This window comes from Sporosarcina koreensis, from assembly GCF_042655825.1.
Lineage (GTDB): Bacteria > Bacillota > Bacilli > Bacillales_A > Planococcaceae > Sporosarcina > Sporosarcina koreensis.
On sequence record NZ_JBHSNP010000011.1, the window covers coordinates 101,429 to 120,663 of the forward strand.

A 19,235-nucleotide genomic window follows, 5' to 3' on the forward strand; every position below is an offset into this window, starting at 1 on the left:
GAGGGTGTTCGTTGAAAAAAGCTATCAATTGGAAATTCACAATTGTCCTCCTGCTCATCGGATTTATGATTGCAGTCCAATATAATACGATGGAACATCCTAAGGAACGTGATACGAGGGATATTTGGGCAATACGCCAGGAGTTGGCGGAAGAGAAGAAAATCCATTCAGAGCTTCTTACAGAAATCCGCGATTTGGATAGAACGATCTCATCTTACAGAACATTGAGCGAATCAAGTACGGGACAAGCGCTGAGGGATACTGTGGACAAGCTGCACAAAAAGGCGGGAACGACGGATATTTCGGGACCGGGTTTTACAATCGAAGTCCGCCCATCCGTGGAAAGCATAGCGTATGGAATACCAATCACGAGTATTTCATCTGATTTACTGACCCGTTTCGTCAACGAAGTGAACCGATTTAAAGGCATTCATATGGAAATTGACGGCAAACGGTTGACGATGATGAGCTCGATACGGGTCATCAATGGCGTGACTACTGTAAATGGTTTGAATGTCTCGACTCCGCCCTTTACGATTAAAATCATTTCACCTACAATGTCAGATAGTGAGAAGCTTTATAATTATTTGTTGGCATCGTCCATCCATGACGATTTTTACCTTGATAATCTTGTGCTAGAAATCAATCAACCGGAAAAGGACGTGACCGTCCGGGGGTATCCCGACAAATTTAAAAATGTTTATTTGAAAGAACTTCCGAAAGGGGAATGACAATGTGGTTGCCACTGCTCGGTTTATTACTAGGAGTTTCGCTGGGCCTGTTATCGGATATTCAGATCCCGCAAATTTACAGCAACTATTTGTCCATCGCCGTGTTAGCTGCATTGGATACGCTTTTCGGAGGAATACGTGCGCATCTGCAACAAATTTATGATGATAAGGTGTTCATTTCCGGATTCTTCTTCAATATTGCACTTGCGGCAGGGTTGGCTTTCCTCGGAGTACATCTGGGGGTGGATTTATATTTGGCTGCCGTATTCGCATTTGGGGTCAGGTTATTCCAGAATATCGCTGTCATTAGAAGGATTTTACTGACGAAATGGTCAGATCGAAGTAAAGTTTCTGAAACGAAAGTTCAGGAATGAAAGGAATTGGTCATTGGATGGAGAAAATATTTAGACAATACGACTCTAATACAATAGAATGTAAGATAAGGACTGTAATGGGAGGTGCCGGGAATTGAGTCAATCTACAATTTATGTATCACTAGATATAGGATCTTCGTCAGTCAAAGTGTTGATCGGCGAAGTGGATGGCGGATCCCTCCACGTAATCGGGGTAGGTAACGTCCAATCAGCAGGCATTCGTAAAGGGACGATTATCGACATCGATGCGACTGTCCAATCCATCCGTAAAGCGGTGGAACAGGCTGAACGGATGACAGGCATGCAAATTCGGGAAGTTATTCTCGGTATTCCTGCCAATGGCGTACTGCTGCAAGATGTTAAAGGCGTTGTTGCCGTCAATTCAGAAAACAGGGAAATCACCGATGACGATCTGGATCGGGTAATGAAGTCCGCGCAAGTCATGTCGGTTCCGCCTGAACGGGAAATCGTCAATATCATACCAAAGCAATTCATCGTGGATGATTATGATGAAATAAAAGATCCGAGGGGCATGATCGGCGTCCGACTGGAAATGGACGGGACGCTTATAACGACATCCAAAACATTAGTGCATAATATTTTGCGATGCGTCGAGCGGGCGGGTCTTGTCATCCGTGAAATCTATTTACAGCCTCTCGCAGCTGGACAATTTGCATTGACCGAGGATGAAATGAACCACGGCACTGCATTTATCGATATCGGCGGAGGTTCTACGACAATTGCCATTTTCGGGGATAACCGCTTCATTTCTACAGCTGTCATTCCAGTGGGCGGAGACCATATAACAAAGGACTTGTCGATCGTTCTGAAGACACCAACCGAGCAGGCAAGAAAAATCAAACATCAATATGGACATGCTTTTTACGACGATGCATCTGATGATGAGCTTTTTGAAGTCCCTGTCATCGGTGCGGATTCGAAAGATCAATATAGTCAAAGATACATATCGGAGATCATTGGTGTCCGATTGGAAGAATTATTCGACTTGGTTCTGGAAGAGCTCTACCGTATGGGCATCCAAGATCTGCCGGGCGGCGTCGTATTGACAGGCGGCACAACGAAGCTCGACGGGATATTGCAACTGTCTAGACATGTGTTGAGAACGAGGGTACGGATCCATACGCCGGAATATATCGGAGTGCGTGAACCGATGTATTCGACTGCTGTAGGCCTTATCCGTTATGCTAGTATGGAAGATAGCTATTATGGGACAGTGGCAGAATCTCAAACTGTCGCCGCTACTAGTGAGATGGATTATCAACCTTCCACTAAAAAGAAGGTCGCCGCCAGACCGAAAGAGAAAAAGACAAGCTTTATGAGCAAAACAAAGAAATTTTTCGATGGATTTTTTGAGTGACTGATCTAAAGGGTCATATAGGGATTAGGAGGAGAGAGCATGCTGGATTTTGAAACAAATGTCGATGCACTCGCAGTCATCAAGGTGATTGGAGTCGGTGGTGGAGGAAACAATGCGGTTAACCGCATGATTGAACATGGAGTACAAGGCGTGGAGTTCATCGCTGTAAATACGGATGCGCAAGCACTTAAATTATCCGAAGCAGAAGTTAAATTGCAAATCGGAGCTAAATTGACTCGCGGTCTAGGTGCAGGTGCAAATCCTGATGTAGGAAAAAAAGCGGCTGAAGAGAGCCGTGAGCAAATAGAAGAGGCGCTTCGCGGCGCTGATATGGTGTTCGTTACCGCAGGTATGGGCGGCGGAACTGGAACAGGTGCCGCACCAGTCATCGCACAAGTGGCAAAAGACCTTGGAGCGTTGACAGTAGGTGTCGTCACACGGCCATTCACATTTGAAGGAAGAAAGCGTCAAACACAAGCGATCGGCGGAATTGCGGCGATGAAAGAATCGGTCGACACGCTGATTGTCATACCAAATGATAAATTGTTGGAGATTGTCGATAAGAACACGCCAATGCTTGAAGCATTCCGCGAGGCAGACAATGTCCTGCGTCAAGGGGTTCAAGGCATTTCAGACTTGATCGCTGTGCCTGGACTTATCAACCTTGACTTTGCGGACGTGAAAACAATCATGTCCAATAAAGGTTCTGCACTGATGGGTATCGGTATGTCAACGGGTGAAAATCGTGCTGCCGAAGCCGCAAAGAAAGCCATTTCGAGCCCGCTTTTGGAAACGTCGATCGACGGAGCCAAGGGTGTATTGATGAACATTACAGGCGGTTCCAACCTGAGCTTGTTCGAAGTTCAAGAAGCTGCGGATATTGTGGCTTCCGCTTCCGATGAGGATGTCAACATGATTTTCGGATCCGTCATCAATGATGACTTGAAGGATGAAATCCTTGTTACAGTTATCGCTACCGGGTTTAGTGAAGAGCAATTGAGTCAGCAGAAGCCTTCAAGAAACCCAGGCTTCGGGGCTACACGTCAACGTGAATCCCAGCCTGCACAGCAGCAGCCTTCCTATACTCGTCGGGAAGAGCCGCAGCAGCAGCAATTCCAACAGCCTGAGCCGACGCGACAACCGCAAAGCCATCAGCAAGATGATGCGTTGGATATTCCGACATTCCTGCGCAATCGCCAAAGAAGATAATAGAACTGAAATAGACAGAAACTCTCCGGCAGTCCAAATGGACAAGCCGGAGAGTTTTTTTAATGACTGTGTGATGCAATGCAATCAACGGGGCTCGCAACACAAAGAATGCGGGCTGCAACACAATCAACGGGGTCGCAATGCAATCAAACTGTCGCAACGCAATCAACGGACCGCGAAACACAACGAATTCGGGGCGCAACACAATCAAACTGCCGCAACGCAATCAACGGGACTCGCAACACAACGAATACGACAGGCAACACAACCAATTCAATTCGCAACACAATAAACCGTCCATATCCGCTAATCATGTCGAATATTTATATGAATTATTCCCTTGTTCCGACAAACATTGCAGTCATGAGGTGTTATCCTTACGTACAAGGAGGGCGGGCTGATGTATGGCGAACTCATTGTTGGTATTAACATGGTTTTCAACTACGCGATTTTGTCCTTTGCCGACCGGATGGTCAAGGCACAAGCTACAACGCGGCGTCTATTGCTCGCTTCTCTCTTCGGCGCGTTGCCGGTTACGATTTTTCCAAACTCCCAAATTGCCATCATCATCGCTTTCGGTGCAATGATCATCTGTGCCTTCGGAATTTCAATAGCGTCCATCGGCGGCAGGGCGGTCATTGTATTGATTGGTGCGCTTTTTGCTGGAGGGGCACTGACGGTATTCACGGAGAAGTTCATGTTTTCGGATTCAAAGGCGACGGTCTTCGTCAGTGCGCTACTTGCTTACGTTTTCCTCTATTTATTAAAGACCAAGTGGTTGGATGTGCGAGTTGCCCGCCAATTATCCTCCTATTCAGTTGCTTCGGTACTTTCCATTTGGAATGAAACGATTTCAATTCCGAGTTTCATCGATACAGGAAATCGCTGCACGGAGCCATTGACCGGTGAACCGGTACATTTCGTTTCTTTCAAATTCGTGGAACAGTCAATTCCTGAAGAGTTGAAGAAACCTTTGCTTTCATGGAAAACCGGAGACATGCCCCAACTTTCGACATTCCCGAAGCATTACCAAAAAACATTGCGATTGATCCGGCTGCAAACAGTCCAAGGCGCGTCCTGGGCAGTAGGCTTTAAATACGATAGATGGATCATCGGGGAAGGGAGTGAGATGCCGGCAGGCTATATCGTCTTCACAAAGCAGGATAACCGTTATCCGGAAGGGGCAGGCGCCATTTTGCATGCCTCCGCATTGGAATCCATTACGAACGAAAGGGGAACCAGTCATGTTGCAGGAACTTAAAAAATGGCTATCGATCATCAAGAGCTTCATCACACGGAAAAAGTCCGGTACGTATTACATTGGCGGCCATGAATCGCTTCCAAAGCCATTGTCCCGGGAAGAAGAGGCAATCGCAATTAGGGCGTTCATGGAAGGGGACATGGATGCCCGGGATACGCTCATTGAAAAGAATTTAAGGCTCGTCGTTTACATTGCCCGCCGTTTTGATAATACGAATACGCATATTGAAGATTTGATCAGTATTGGAACAATCGGACTTATAAAGGCGATCGAAACTTTTAAGAGCGATCGCAATATTAAATTGGCGACATATGCTTCAAGATGTATTGAAAATGAGATTCTTATGCATTTGCGAAAAACGAACCGGACTCGATCGGAAATTTCATTTGACGAGCCGTTAAATTCCGATGCGGATGGAAATGAGCTTTTGCTCTCTGATATTTTAGGGACGGATGAACATATTATCATTGATGACGTTGAAAAAAAATTAGAAAGACAACATATGATCGAAGCGATCAGCAATTTGGATGAACGTGAGAAATATATAATGGAATGCCGCTTCGGACTAACAGGAAGACTCGAAATGACACAGAAGGAAGTCGCGGAACTACTTGGCATTTCCCAGTCTTATATTTCTCGTCTGGAAAAGAAAATCATCTCCGAACTGCGTGACAGACTGAATCACCCGATTGCCTGATGGTTGAAATTGGCGAATTGCTTTTCGCATATTCCGCAAGTGTGAGGACAAACTATTTGTACAGTCATCTACAGAATGCGGAGGAAAAGCGAATGATGCGTACAAGAGTTGAAATCTGTGGTATCGATACGTCCAATTTGCCATTACTGACGAATGAAGTGATGAAAGAAACGTTTATCCGGCTTCAGAATGGTGACGACTCGGCAAGGGAAGAGCTTGTAATAGGAAATTTGCGGCTAGTGTTAAGTCTTGTTCAAAGATTTGCTTACAGGGGGGAGCAAGCAGACGATCTTTTTCAAGTTGGCTGCATCGGGTTATTAAAGTCCATTGACAATTTCGATTTGAAACATAACGTCCGGTTTTCAACATATGCCGTCCCGATGATCATCGGTGAAATTAAAAGACATTTGAGAGACCACCATGCCATTAGGGTGTCCAGATCGCTCAGGGATATAGCATATAAAGCTATCCGTGCAAAAGAACAATTTGTGAATGAACATCAGAAAGAACCGAGAATATCTGATCTGGCTGAAGCGACAGGCATTCCGGAGGATGATATCTTATTTGCTTTGGATGCAATACAAGACCCGATGTCCCTTCATGAACCGATGAATGGGGATGGCGGGGATCCGGTTTATATTATGGATCAGTTGCAGGATAAGAAGGTGTCAGAAGAACGTTGGTTGACGTATGTGTCCGTGAAGGAAACGGTGTCGGGCATGACGGAAAGGCAGCAGCTGATCCTTTCGAAACGTTTCTACTTAGGACAGACACAAACCGAAATTGCAAAAGAACTAGGCATTTCCCAAGCACAAATTTCCAGACTTGAGAAAAACGCGATTCAAATTATTAGAGATGGTATGGAGAATAAATAATCAATGATGAAGGGACTGTCTGTCAGCGTATCTGACTATGACAGTCCCTTTTAACTGTTGATTTCCGCTTCAGGCGGACGCTTTCAAACGAACTACGAAGGGTTCGATTTGCCGTATTTCTGCGCATTTTACAGAATTAAGGCAGCCTGCTCGCAACGCTGCGCTTTTGCTCGCAAACGCCGTTCGCTGTTCCCGCTGGAACCGCCGCCTTACGCTACAATCAACGGAGCTACTTTTAAGTTGTTGCGCATAAGCTGTATAAACATAAAATTTATTATCTATATCCATTGTTTAGGGACATTTAATAACATGGCAGCTGTTGCTTGGAGTGCAGGCGCGAGACTCCTGCGGGAAAAGCGTTAGTCGAAGACCCCGCAGGAGTGAAGCGGAGCGTAATGACGAGGAGGCTGAGGCAACGCCCGCGGAAAGCGAGTGCCGGAACGGAAGGCAACAGCCCCTTTTATAAGCAAGATTCTATTTTAATTATCATTGGAGGGATAAGGATGCGTTTTTCGGACTTGCAGAAAAAAGAAGTGATTGAAGTGAAGAAGGGCTCGTTCCTAGGATTTGTACAGGACGCGACAATCGATATGAAAAACGGCAAAATTGATGTGCTGCAAATTGGAGGAGCAGAAAGGGCTCTGTTCTTAGAATCAAAAATGAAGGATCTGAAGCAAATCAAGTATGACGACGTCCTGACAATCGGAAAAGACATCGTATTAGTGGGCAAAAAGACTGATAAGTGAAGACTTATCATTGATATGTGTCCATCCAATTGATACAATAAAGCAAAGTAAGCAGAAAAGTAGTGATTTCATTGGACACACTTCAACAACGTATGGAAAAAATAGAAGAAGAAATTCAAGCGGCTTGTGACCGTTCAGGAAGAAATCGTCAGGACGTAACCGTTGTCGCGGTAACAAAGGAAGTATCCGACAAAAGAACTCAGGAAGTCATCGAAATTGGCATCACGGATATTGGTGAAAATCGGCCGGACGGCCTTCTCTCAAAGAGGGAAAGCATCCCATCGGATAATCTTAACTGGCATTTCATCGGTAATGTACAGAGCAGAAGAGTAAGGGACATTATCAACGAAGTCGATTTTCTTCATTCGTTGGACCGGCTCAGCATTGCAAAAGAGATTCAAAAGCGAGCAGACTCACCGGTCGATTGCTTTGTACAAGTGAATGTTTCCGGGGAAGAGTCAAAATCCGGACTACAGCCTGATGAATTAGAGGATTTCATCCTTCAATTGGCCGAATATGATAAAATTCGTGTCGTAGGCTTGATGACAATGGCGCCTTTCACGCAAGATGAAGAATTGATCCGCAAGATTTTCAGTTCATTGCGCGGCCTTCGTGACCAACTTGCAGCGAAAGAAATGGACCATGCACCATGCACATTATTATCAATGGGAATGTCAAATGATTATCCAATCGCAATCGAAGAAGGTGCAACACACGTTAGAATCGGAACCGCATTAGTCGGAACGGAGAGCGAGGGAGACGAATGAGCATAAAAAGACGATTTGAAAAATGGTTCTATCTTGATGAGGAAGAGGAATTCCAGCAAGAGCCTGTCAGGGAACAACAGCCTGCTGTACAGGAGCAGCAACAGCCGAGAAGATCGGTTTCGCGAAAGCCTCAAGTTCCGGATACTCAGCAGCCGGGAACGGTTGTCAGCTTGCAGAGCATCCAGAAATCTTCAAAAGTTGTTCTTTTTGAACCGCGTGTCTACGCAGAAGCACAGGACATTTCGGAGCATTTAAAGAATAAAAGAGCTGTTGTTGTCAATTTGCAAAGAATAGAGCGTGATCAAGGAATCCGTATCGTCGATTTCCTGAGCGGGACCGTCTACGCACTTGGCGGGGATATCCAGCGGATTGGCACTGACATATTCCTTTGCGTACCGGAGAACGTAGAAGTGGCAGGGACCATTTCGGATTTTTTTGAAAGATAGAATTGAATGAGGTGTACAGATGGAATTAGCGGTAATAATAACGTTATTATTTAAACTTTTAATGAATGTACTAGATATTTACATGATACTCCTCATTATTTATATACTAATGTCGTGGGTACCTGCATCGAGAGAAACTACATTCGGAAGGTTTTTAGGGCGGATTACTGAGCCATATTTAGGTTTTTTCCGCAAATTTATCCCTCCGCTCGGAATGATCGATATTTCTCCAATTGTGGCCATCTTTGTTTTGAATTATTTAATTCGAAGAGGAGTAGGCGAAGTTTATTATTTAATTATTGCCTCACTGACGTGAGGTTTTTTCAATAAGGAGCAGTTGACGATGGATTCGATCATACAACATTTCAGAAAAGACGAGCAGCCGTTTATTGAAACGGTGATTGGGTGGACACGTGAAGTGGAAGACACCTATTCGCCGAAGCTTACCGGTTTTCTCGATCCAAGGCAGATTTTCATTTTGAGCTCGATCGTCAGAAGTTCAGGTTTGCAATTCGGAGTCCATGGCGCATTTCTTGAACCCGAACGGCAGCGGGCATTGATATACCCCGATTATTACGAACCGGAAGATGAAGATTTCCAAGTGACTGTTTTTGGTATAAGGTATCCAGCGAAATTCATGACGCTTGAGCATCGGGATGTTTTAGGTTCTCTTATGGCGCTTGGCATTGACCGTTCCAAATTCGGTGATATCCGATTGGAAGGAGATATCGCCCAATTCGCCGCCGCGGATGAAATGAAAGATTATCTGACCGCCAATTTGACGTCTATCGGGAAATCGAAGGTCCGTGTCGAAGAACTTGGAGCCTCTGATGAACTTATCGTAATTGCGGAATCGTGGAAGGAAGAGCTTCATACTATAAGCTCATTGCGCCTGGACTCCCTTGTCGCCTCTTTAGTGAATTGTCCGCGTCAAAAAGCTGTCGCGCTCATTCAGAACGATAAAGTGAAAGTGAATCATGTTGTACGGGATCAGCAAGCATTCGAGGTGAATGAATCGGACATCCTTTCAATTAGAGGGTCGGGCCGTTTCAAAATCATGTCGATAGAAGGAAGGACTCGAAAAGACAAAATACGGTTGTTGATTGGTAGGTTAGAATGATTTTTCAGACAACCGGTGGAAAAACTGCTTTCTTATCTGTTGTGGGCATGTATAATAGGAAATAGAAGATTTACTCGAAAGGGAGGAACAGAAGATGGCATTGTCACCACTCGATATACATAACAAAGAATTCAGCCGCGGCTTTCGCGGATACGATGAAGATGAAGTAAACGAATTTCTCGAACAGATCATGAAGGATTATGAAAATGTACTGGAAGAGAATAAGACGTTGAAAAACAGTTTGAAGGAAACGAAAGAAAAGATTTCGCATTTCAATACAATTGAAGAAACATTGCAGAAGTCAATTTTGATTGCCCAAGAAGCAGCTGAAGATGTGAGAAGGAACTCGGTGCAGGAATCGAAACTGATTGTGAAGGAAGCCGAGAAGAACGCGGACCGGATTGTGAATGAAGCACTGTCGCGTGCCCGTAAGATTGCGATGGAAATCGAGGATTTGAAAAAACAATCAAAAGTGTTCAGAAACCGTTTCCGCATGTTGGTAGAAGCTCAACTTGACATGATCAAGACAGATGACTGGGAAAAACTTCTTGAATATGAACCGGATACTGAGCATCTTGAATCTGCAGCGGACGTGGAATGACGCGGAAGCTTGACATTCTATTCCCTTCGCACATATAATAATGACCATATAAGTAGGAACAGGCGTTGAAAGAGAGAGTACTTTCCGATATTCTAGTGTAGCGAGCCGGGGGCGGTGAAAGCCTGGCCTGAAACGGAAACGAAAATCACTCCAGAGCCGGATTGACAAAATCAATCCCGGATGCACCCCGTTATGGTGTTCTGAGAGGCAGTATGATGATTTATGCTGCAACTAGGGTGGTAACGCGAGAATGATCCCTCGTCCCTTTTATAGGGACGGGGTTTTTTTATTTTCAAAGGAGGAAAAGATATGGATTACAAAGACACATTGCTCATGCCGAAAACAGAATTTCCGATGCGCGGAAATTTGCCGAACAAAGAACCTGATATGCAAGCAAAATGGGAAGAAATGAACATCTATGAGAAAGTGCAAAAACGCACGGAAGGTCGCCCGTTCTTCGTCCTTCACGACGGACCGCCGTATGCGAATGGCGACTTGCATATGGGCCACGCTCTAAACAAAGTGCTGAAAGACATGATTGTTCGCCACAAATCGATGACAGGCTTCCACGCACCTTACGTACCGGGCTGGGATACGCACGGACTTCCGATCGAGCAAGCGCTTGTCAACAAAGGCGTCAACCGAAAAGAGCACTCCGTTGCTGAATTCCGTAAAATGTGTGAGGAATATGCATACAGTCAAATCGATAGCCAGCGTTCACAATTTAAACGGATCGGTGTACGTGGCAACTGGGAAAACCCATATATCACATTGAAGCCGGAATTCGAAGCGAGACAAATTCAAGTGTTCGGTGAGATGGCGAAGAAAGGCTATATTTACAAAGGATTAAAGCCTGTTTACTGGTCTCCTTCAAGTGAATCTGCACTTGCCGAGGCGGAAATCGAATACAAGGATAAAAAATCCCCATCCATCTATGTTGCTTTTCCAATCAAGGATGGCCTTGGCGTCGTTGATGAAGATGTCCGAATCATTATCTGGACGACGACTCCTTGGACGATTCCTGCGAATCTTGGAATTTCTGTTCATCCGGAATTCATTTATGCGATTGTCAATGTGGACGGAAATAAGTTCTTATTGGCGAAAGATCTCGTCGAATTTGTTGCGAAAGAGATTGGTTGGGAATCATATGAAGTTGTTAAAGAACTGAAAGGTTCTGAACTGGATCGGGTAATTGCAAAGCATCCGCTGTATGATCGTGATTCACTCGTCATGCTTGGAGAGCATGTCACAGCCGAAGCCGGTACGGGATGCGTCCATACTGCACCAGGACACGGTGAAGACGACTTCTACGTATCGAAACAATATGGAATCGATGCTTTGTCGCCGATCAATGACCGTGGTGTCATGACGGATGAGGCGCCGGGCTTCGAAGGATTGTTCTATGAAGATGCGAATAAAGAAGTAACAAAAAAATTGGATGAAGAAGGAGCTTTGTTGAAGCTTTCATTCATCACTCACTCGTATCCGCACGATTGGCGTACGAAGAAACCGGTCATTTTCAGGGCAACCGCTCAATGGTTCGCATCCATTCAATCGTTCCGTGAAGAGTTGCTAGGAGCGATCCGCAATACGAAGTTCACTCCAACATGGGGCGAGACACGTTTGTACAATATGGTACGCGACCGCGGAGACTGGTGTATTTCTCGACAACGCGTTTGGGGAGTTCCAATTCCGGTGTTTTACGCGGAAAACGGTGAAGCGATCCTTACCGATGAAACGATTGCACATGTTTCTAAACTGTTCAGGGAGCACGGTTCGAACATCTGGTTTGAGCGGGAAGCAAAAGACTTGCTTCCGGAAGGTTTCGAGCACGAAGGAAGCCCGAACGGCCAGTTTACAAAAGAGACGGATATTATGGACGTCTGGTTCGATTCCGGTTCTACACACCAGGGCGTATTAGTGGAAAGGGATGATCTTGTCTATCCGGCTGATTTGTATTTGGAAGGCTCCGACCAATACCGCGGTTGGTTCAACTCGTCGTTGACGACAAGTGTCGCCATCAATGGAATCGCTCCATACAAAGGGCTATTGAGCCACGGGTTCACATTGGACGGGGAAGGTCGCAAAATGAGTAAATCGCTCGGCAACGTCATCGTACCGGCAAAAGTGATGAATCAACTTGGCGCCGATATCCTTCGTCTATGGGTTTCGTCCGTCGACTATACAGCCGATGTGCGGGTTTCCGATTCGAACTTCAAGCAAGTATCGGAAGTATACCGGAAGATCCGTAATACGCTGCGCTTCCTGCATGGGAATGTGGCGGATTTCAATCCTGATGCAGACCGTGTCGCTTTCGTTGATATGCGCCCGATCGACCAATACGTCTATGTGAAATTGCAGGATCTGATCAAAGAAGTCCTGGAAGCTTATGAGAAATACGAGTTTGCAGGCGTTTATCACGCTGTGAATAATTTCTGTACGGGTGAATTAAGCTCGTTCTATCTAGACATCGCGAAAGACGTCGTCTATATCGAAGGTGTTGATCATCCGCACCGTCGCGCAATGCAGACAGTCATGTACGATTCGCTACTCGCATTGTTGAAGCTGTTGACGCCAATCATTCCGCATACGACAGATGAGCTTTGGGCTTATCTTGAGAATGTGGAAGAGGAAAGCGTCCAGCTGACAGACATGCCGCAAGCAGAAGAACTTGGAGAGCATGCGAATGCGCTTCGCGAACGTTTCAGCAAATTGATGCTCGTTCGTGATGATGTATTGAAAGCACTTGAAGAAGCAAGAAACGCAAAAGTGATCGGTAAATCGCTTGAAGCGAAAGTGACGGTTTCCTTGCCAGAAAAAATGGCAGGCATTTTGGCGGCAGACGATATCGATTTCGCCCAATTCTTCATCGTTTCCAAATTCGAGGAAGGCAAAGAGGGAGAAATGCCAGCTGATGCGCTTAAACTTGACGCCGCAACAGTCCTCGTCGAGAAAGCGGACGGTGAAAAATGCGACCGCTGCTGGACAATTTCCGAAACTGTCGGCAACGACGCGGAACACCCGGCGCTCTGCTCACGCTGTGCTGAAGTCGTGAAAAAATACTATTCATAAGCATTTTGGTAAAGGCTGTTTGCAACTGTGGCTAATCCATAGTTGCAGCAGTCTTTTTCTTTTCCATTGAATACACGCTAACTTCATGATTTAGAGTATTATGTGGTAAAATGAAACAGAAACTGTCGGACGGGGGTTTTTGGATTGATACTATATTATGGATTGGCTGTTTTATTAATAATGCTTGACCAACTGACAAAATGGCTCGTTGTACAAAACATGAATCTAGGGGAGCGAATCCCGCTTGCAGAACCTTATTTAGCCCTCCTTTCACATCGTAATAAAGGAGCGGCATGGGGCATGCTGGAAGGGCAAATGTGGTTATTTTATATCGTCACCATACTAGTCGTCGGCGGCATCATTTATTTTTTCCACAAAGAAGCAAAAGGCAGTAAGTTTTTAGGTATCAGCCTGATGTTCCTTTTAGGAGGAGCAATCGGAAACTTCATCGATCGATTATGGCGGAAGGAAGTTGTTGACTTCATCGATGTCCTCATCCCTGTCATCAACTACGACTTCCCAATCTTCAATGTAGCCGATGCTGCATTGACAGTCGGAGTCATCCTCATCATCCTACACGTCATTGTTGATGAAAAAAAGAACAAGAAAAAGGTGGCATAATGGAACCGTTTGAAATTGAAATTACAGAAGAACATGAAAAAGGCAGGATCGATAAAGTCCTATCGGATATCAATGCCGATTGGTCGCGCACACAAATTCAGCAATGGGTGAAGGACGGGGCAGTTCTCGTAAACGATGGGACGGTTAAACAGAACTACAAAGTGAAAACCGGAGATATCATCGAAGTGATGGAGCCTGAGCCTGTTGAACTTGATATTGTTGCGGAAGATCTCGATTTGGATATCGTCTATGAAGACGCAGATGTGCTCGTCGTGAATAAACCCCGCGGAATGGTTGTCCATCCGGCGCCTGGCCATGCAACAGGCACGCTTGTAAATGGCTTGATGCACCAAGTGAAAGATCTTTCGGGAATTAACGGAGTGATGCGTCCAGGAATTGTCCATCGAATTGACAAAGACACTTCCGGACTGCTGATGGTCGCTAAAAACGATCAGGCACATGTATCCCTCGTCGACCAGCTCGTCGACAAATCGGTGACGCGTGTTTATACAGCGCTCGTCCACGGCCATATCCCTCATGACCAAGGTACAATAGACGCCCCGATCGGAAGGGACCCGAAAGACCGTCAAAGCATGACGGTTATCGACAAAGGGAAGCATGCCGTCACCCACTTCAAAGTGTTGGACCGATTCGGCGATTTCACTTTGGTGGAATGCCGTCTGGAAACTGGAAGGACGCACCAAATTCGCGTGCATATGAAGTATATCGGTTATCCACTCGCAGGGGATCCGAAATATGGTCCGAAGAAAACTATCGATTTCAACGGGCAGGCGTTGCACGCAGGCACAATCGGCTTCAAACACCCACGCACGGGCGAATATATGGAGTTTACCCAACCTTTGCCAGAAGACTTCAATGAATTGATTGAAAAAATGCGTGCGGATAATCGTTGACAAAATGAAAAAGGGCAACTATACTAATCAATGAAATGAATAGCGATACCTTTAAAGTCAGTCCAGAGAGGCTGGGAAGGTTGCACGGAAGTACTGTAGGATAGCTGCGCGCTATGCATCAGTACGCTTCTTTCTGCACCTGTACCCTTCTGCCATCCTGGCAGAAGGTTTTTTTATTATCAAAAAGGAGGAATTTCCATGACGGAAAAAGCGATCATTCTTGACGAACAGGCAATATCACGGGCGGTAACAAGAATCGCCTATGAAATTATCGAAAAGAACAAAGGAATTGACGAATGTATCCTTGTCGGCATTAAAACAAGGGGGGCCGTACTTGCGAGAAGGCTCTCAGATAGAATCAAGCAAATCGAAGGAAAACCGATAATGACGGGTGAGCTGGACATTACGCTGTACAGGGATGATCTTCAACTTAAACATGAAAATAAGGAACCTCAAGTCCATCAAGTAGACATCCAGCACGATGTAACGGAAAAGAAAGTAATCCTTGTCGATGATGTCCTTTACACTGGCAGAACAGTGCGGGCGGCAATGGATGCGGTCATCGATTTAGGAAGGCCTGCAGCGATTCAACTGGCAGTCCTCGTTGACAGGGGCCATCGCGAATTGCCGATCCGCCCAGACTATATCGGTAAAAACATCCCAACTTCAAGTGAAGAACGGGTAGTCGTCAATGTCATTGAAGAAGACGGGACAGACGGTGTAACAATCCATAGAAAATAAAACAGGATAAGGATTGAGAGCGAAATGATGAATGACAACAAAGTGTTAGACGTATTCGATAAACCGGCACCAGGAAGATGGCTAGCTCTCAGTTTGCAGCATATGTTTGCGATGTTCGGGGCAACGATCCTTGTTCCCCAATTAGTCGGCTTAAGTCCGGCAATCGCTTTACTGACGAGCGGGCTTGCGACGATCATCTTCGTCCTTGTCACGCAATTCAAGGTTCCCGCTTACTTAGGTTCATCATTCGCTTTCATAGCACCGATCCAAATGGCGACAAGCACAGGCGGTATTGGAAGCGCGATGATCGGAAGCATGTTTGTCGCACTCGTCTATTCGCTCGTATCGCTCTTGATCTGGACGACGGGCTCAGGTTGGATCATGAAATTCCTTCCACCAGTCGTTGTCGGACCTGTCATCATGGTGATCGGATTAGCGTTGGCACCTACGGCAGTAAGCATGGCGAGTACGATTCAAGTGGATGGGGAAGCGCAATACAATCTGCTGCATTTCTCAGCCGCGATTGTGACTTTGGCAGCGGCAATCATCTGCCTCATGTTCTTTAGAGGGGTGGTCAGTCTAATGCCTGTTCTGATCGGAATTATAGTAGGGTACATCTACTCCGCGTCAATCGGAATTTTAGACTTCACAAAAGTGCATGAAGCTGACTGGTTTGAAATACCGGAATTCTTGATTCCAGGAATCGATTATGAGTTTGTCATCACCCCAGCATTACTAGCCATCATGGTTCCGATATCAATTGTAACGATTTCGGAGCATATCGGGCACCAGCTTGTACTCGGCCGCGTCGTAGATAAAGATTTCATCAGAGACCCCGGTTTGAACAGGTCGCTTTTAGGGGACGGACTGGGAACACTCCTTAGCGGACTCCTTGGCGGCCCGCCGAAAACGACTTACGGTGAAAATATCGGCGTTATGGCGATCACTCGTGTCTACAGCGTCTATGTCATCATTGGAGCAGCAGTATTCGCGATATGGTTTTCCTTCATGGGGAAATTGATGGCGATTATCGCGACAATCCCTCAAGCCGTGCTTGGAGGAATATCAATCCTGCTGTTCGGTATCATCGCATCATCTGGCTTGAGGATGCTTGTCGATCATAAAGTCGATTTCGGGCAGCAACGGAATCTAGTCATCGCCTCAGTCATTCTCGTCATCGGAATCGGCGGTGCATCCATCCATATTAGTGATGCATTCCAAGTAGGTGGAATGGCGCTTGCTGCAATCGTCGGTGTTCTTCTTAACCTGATCTTGCCTGGCAGAACGGATGATAGCTTGGCAGATAGTCCAACAGAATAGAAAGACCTTTTAACATTGTACAGAGAGACAAGGAAAGGTTCGGTTGACGGACGGTCGTTCAAAATGAATGACTAGTGTTCAGTCATGCCCAACTGGCCTTTCCACGAACTGGAAAGGCCATTTTTTATCCAAACGGAAGGGGATTTTCAACATGAAAAACCTATTATCAATGAAGGACTTAACAATCGAGGAAATTACGACCATTCTGGACCGAGCTGAAATTCTCAAGCAGTATGGAATCCGCGAATTACCCGTTAACTATATGGTTAGCAATCTATTCTTCGAACCGAGCACACGCACAAAAATGAGTTTCGAAGTGGCGGAACGGAAATTAGGTCTGGAAACGATCCCGTTCGAAGCAGGGTCTTCAAGCGCACTTAAAGGAGAAAGTTTATACGACACGCTTCGCACGCTAGAAGAAATCGGCATGGATGTCGTCGTCATCAGGCACCCGGAGGAACGTTATTATGAAGACCTCATTGGAAAATTGAATTTGGCGATTATCAATGGCGGCGATGGATCGGGGCAGCATCCAACACAATCCTTACTGGATCTCTTCACGATAAAAGAAGCGTTTGGCGGTTTCAAAGGACTTAATGTCTTGATTGCTGGAGACATCGCCCATAGCAGGGTTGCAAAATCGAATGCGGATGCTTTAACGATGTTAGGTGCTAATGTAACATTCCTCTGCCCTTCCGAGTGGGCGGGCGAATTCCCCTCTGTATGTGAGTGGGAAGGAGTGATCGAAGAAAGTGATGTCGTCATGCTGCTAAGGGTTCAGCATGAGAGACATGATGGTGAATCAAGATTTACAAAAGAAGAATATCATCAACGATTCGGGCTGACAGTCGAAAGGGAGAAAATGATGAAACCTGGATCGATCATCATGCATCCGGCTCCGGTTAACCGGGATGTGGAGATAGCGGGAAGCCTAGTTGAAGGCAGGCGTTCAAGGATTTACAAGCAAGTTGAAAACGGCGTCTACATACGTGCCGCTATTTTAGAAGTCTTATTGAAAGGAAGGGAATTGACATGGAGAAAATCATTAAGAGTGCCTATGTATTGAATGATGAAGGAGAAATGGTTCTGACGGATGTCCGGATCAATGGAGAGAGGATAACCGAAATCGGCACAGATTTGGACATCGGAAACTTCGAAGTCATCGATGCGGACGGACTTTTGTTAGCACCTGGATTCATTGATGTCCATGTCCATTTGCGCGAACCTGGTGGAGAGCACAAAGAGACGATTGAAACCGGAACCCTTGCAGCTGCGAAAGGCGGCTACACGACGATTTGCGCAATGCCGAATACGAGACCGGTTCCAGATACAAAGGAAAACTTAGCGCATGTCAATAAGTTGATTAAAGAAAAAGCGCATATTCGTGTCCTTCCTTACGCATCGATCACAATCAGGGAAGCCGGAAAAGAGCGGACGAATCTGAAAGAACTAAAGGAGCATGGGGCTTTTGCATTCACAGATGACGGCGTCGGCGTCCAGCAAGCAGGAATGATGTACGAAGCGATGCAAGATGCTGCAGCGATCGGCATGCCAATCGTCGCTCATTGTGAAGATAATACATTGATCTACGGCGGAGCGATGCATGAAGGGAAGCGAAACAAGGAGCTTGGTCTCCCAGGCATCCCTTCCATCGCTGAATCCGTCCATATCGCTCGCGATATTCTTCTAGCCGAAGCGGCAGGCGCTCACTATCATGTCTGTCATGTGAGCACGAAAGAATCGGTAAGGGTCATCCGTGATGCAAAGAAAGCCGGAATACACGTAACAGCAGAAGTGAGTCCGCATCATCTGATTTTATCGGAAGATGATATCCCTGGTGACGATGCTGATTGGAAAATGAACCCACCACTTCGTGGAGTAGAAGATTTACATGCATTGCAAGAAGGGCTGATGGACGGCACGATCGATTTTCTAGCAACAGATCACGCACCGCATACAGCAGAGGAGAAAAATGCTGGTTTTGCAAAAGCACCATTCGGAATCACCGGATTCGAAACGGCGTTCCCACTTCTTTACACACACTTCGTGAAAGAAGGAAAATGGACATTAAAGCAATTGATTGATTGGATGACTGGAAAGCCCGCAGACGTTTTCGGTCTGCCTTATGGAAAAATCGAAGTCGGAGCACAAGCAGATCTAGTTCTACTTGATTTGAATAAAGAACAAACAATTGACCGGAACACATTTTTATCCAAAGGAAAAAACACACCATTCGACGGCTGGACTTGTTTCGGATGGCCAGTAAAAACAATCTACGGCGGCAACATCGTCTGGCAGGAAGAAAAAGAACTTCAAGAAAATCAAAAATAGTCTTATTCCAGAATTTGCGTATCTACTAAAT

At 45.8% G+C, this 19,235-nt stretch carries 20 protein-coding genes and 1 other annotated feature; all 20 genes read left to right on the forward strand.

Features of this window, described 5'->3' with window-relative positions; all coding sequences use genetic code 11:
- The first annotated feature begins 11 nt into the window (after positions 1 to 11).
- The 20 genes from ACFPTP_RS07085 to ACFPTP_RS07180 all read left to right on the forward strand — a co-directional run bounded on the left by ACFPTP_RS07085 (position 12) and on the right by ACFPTP_RS07180 (position 19,204).
- Positions 12 to 731: a DUF881 domain-containing protein gene (locus ACFPTP_RS07085; protein WP_381443246.1), complete on the forward strand. Its 720-nt coding sequence runs from the start codon at positions 12 to 14 to the stop codon at positions 729 to 731.
- Positions 732 to 733: 2 nt separating this feature from the next.
- Positions 734 to 1,105 (forward strand): small basic family protein, encoded by a 372-nt coding sequence (locus tag ACFPTP_RS07090; protein ID WP_381443247.1) that lies wholly within the window; start codon positions 734 to 736, stop codon positions 1,103 to 1,105.
- Positions 1,106 to 1,199: 94 nt separating this feature from the next.
- Positions 1,200 to 2,483: a cell division protein FtsA gene (ftsA, locus tag ACFPTP_RS07095; protein WP_381443248.1), complete on the forward strand. Its 1,284-nt coding sequence runs from the start codon at positions 1,200 to 1,202 to the stop codon at positions 2,481 to 2,483.
- A 39-nt stretch (positions 2,484 to 2,522) separates the two neighbouring features.
- A complete protein-coding gene (ftsZ, locus tag ACFPTP_RS07100; protein ID WP_381443249.1) occupies positions 2,523 to 3,692 on the forward strand; it encodes a cell division protein FtsZ in 1,170 nt (389 codons plus the stop codon).
- A 400-nt stretch (positions 3,693 to 4,092) separates the two neighbouring features.
- On the forward strand, positions 4,093 to 4,953 hold the full coding sequence (locus ACFPTP_RS07105) for a sigma-E processing peptidase SpoIIGA (RefSeq protein ID WP_381443250.1): 861 nt from the start codon (positions 4,093 to 4,095) through the stop codon (positions 4,951 to 4,953).
- Entirely contained in the window at positions 4,937 to 5,650 is a 714-nt protein-coding gene (gene sigE, locus ACFPTP_RS07110) for an RNA polymerase sporulation sigma factor SigE (RefSeq protein WP_381443251.1), read from the forward strand. Before ACFPTP_RS07105 ends, sigE begins: the two co-directional genes overlap by 17 nt.
- Positions 5,651 to 5,745: 95 nt before the next feature.
- On the forward strand, positions 5,746 to 6,525 hold the full coding sequence (gene sigG / locus ACFPTP_RS07115; RefSeq protein WP_381444200.1) for an RNA polymerase sporulation sigma factor SigG: 780 nt from the start codon (positions 5,746 to 5,748) through the stop codon (positions 6,523 to 6,525).
- Between the two features lie 503 nt (positions 6,526 to 7,028).
- Positions 7,029 to 7,271, forward strand: coding sequence for a PRC-barrel domain-containing protein (locus ACFPTP_RS07120; RefSeq protein WP_381443253.1), 243 nt, complete (start codon positions 7,029 to 7,031; stop codon positions 7,269 to 7,271).
- 71 nt (positions 7,272 to 7,342) lie between these two features.
- Positions 7,343 to 8,038: a YggS family pyridoxal phosphate-dependent enzyme gene (locus ACFPTP_RS07125; protein WP_381444202.1), complete on the forward strand. Its 696-nt coding sequence runs from the start codon at positions 7,343 to 7,345 to the stop codon at positions 8,036 to 8,038.
- Positions 8,035 to 8,484: a cell division protein SepF gene (locus ACFPTP_RS07130; protein WP_381443254.1), complete on the forward strand. Its 450-nt coding sequence runs from the start codon at positions 8,035 to 8,037 to the stop codon at positions 8,482 to 8,484. The genes ACFPTP_RS07125 and ACFPTP_RS07130 overlap by 4 nt, the downstream gene beginning before the upstream one ends.
- Positions 8,485 to 8,503: 19 nt before the next feature.
- Complete coding sequence (locus ACFPTP_RS07135; RefSeq protein WP_381443255.1) at positions 8,504 to 8,800, forward strand: YggT family protein; 297 nt, start codon at positions 8,504 to 8,506, stop codon at positions 8,798 to 8,800.
- 27 nt (positions 8,801 to 8,827) lie between these two features.
- The gene (locus ACFPTP_RS07140; protein ID WP_381443257.1) at positions 8,828 to 9,604 is read left to right on the forward strand and encodes a YlmH family RNA-binding protein; all 777 of its coding nucleotides are present in this window, start codon (positions 8,828 to 8,830) and stop codon (positions 9,602 to 9,604) included.
- Between the two features lie 94 nt (positions 9,605 to 9,698).
- A complete protein-coding gene (locus tag ACFPTP_RS07145) occupies positions 9,699 to 10,205 on the forward strand; it encodes a DivIVA domain-containing protein (RefSeq protein ID WP_381443258.1) in 507 nt (168 codons plus the stop codon).
- A gap of 56 nt (positions 10,206 to 10,261) precedes the next feature.
- Positions 10,262 to 10,474 (forward strand) — a binding site (T-box leader).
- 40 nt (positions 10,475 to 10,514) lie between these two features.
- The gene (gene ileS, locus ACFPTP_RS07150) at positions 10,515 to 13,277 is read left to right on the forward strand and encodes an isoleucine--tRNA ligase (protein WP_381443259.1); all 2,763 of its coding nucleotides are present in this window, start codon (positions 10,515 to 10,517) and stop codon (positions 13,275 to 13,277) included.
- Between the two features lie 144 nt (positions 13,278 to 13,421).
- Positions 13,422 to 13,898, forward strand: a complete 477-nt coding sequence (lspA, locus tag ACFPTP_RS07155; RefSeq protein WP_381443260.1) for a signal peptidase II — start codon at positions 13,422 to 13,424, stop codon at positions 13,896 to 13,898.
- Positions 13,898 to 14,812 carry an RluA family pseudouridine synthase gene (locus tag ACFPTP_RS07160; RefSeq protein WP_381443262.1) on the forward strand — a complete coding sequence of 305 codons (915 nt, stop codon included), beginning with the start codon at positions 13,898 to 13,900 and terminating at the stop codon, positions 14,810 to 14,812. The genes lspA and ACFPTP_RS07160 overlap by 1 nt, the downstream gene beginning before the upstream one ends.
- A 198-nt stretch (positions 14,813 to 15,010) precedes the next feature.
- Positions 15,011 to 15,553 carry a bifunctional pyr operon transcriptional regulator/uracil phosphoribosyltransferase PyrR gene (gene pyrR, locus ACFPTP_RS07165; protein WP_381443263.1) on the forward strand — a complete coding sequence of 181 codons (543 nt, stop codon included), beginning with the start codon at positions 15,011 to 15,013 and terminating at the stop codon, positions 15,551 to 15,553.
- Positions 15,554 to 15,577: 24 nt separating this feature from the next.
- Entirely contained in the window at positions 15,578 to 16,873 is a 1,296-nt protein-coding gene (locus ACFPTP_RS07170; RefSeq protein ID WP_381443265.1) for a solute carrier family 23 protein, read from the forward strand.
- A 151-nt stretch (positions 16,874 to 17,024) separates the two neighbouring features.
- A complete protein-coding gene (locus tag ACFPTP_RS07175; RefSeq protein ID WP_381443266.1) occupies positions 17,025 to 17,939 on the forward strand; it encodes an aspartate carbamoyltransferase catalytic subunit in 915 nt (304 codons plus the stop codon).
- Positions 17,906 to 19,204, forward strand: a complete 1,299-nt coding sequence (locus ACFPTP_RS07180; protein ID WP_381443268.1) for a dihydroorotase — start codon at positions 17,906 to 17,908, stop codon at positions 19,202 to 19,204. Before ACFPTP_RS07175 ends, ACFPTP_RS07180 begins: the two co-directional genes overlap by 34 nt.
- The last annotated feature ends 31 nt before the right edge of the window (positions 19,205 to 19,235 follow it).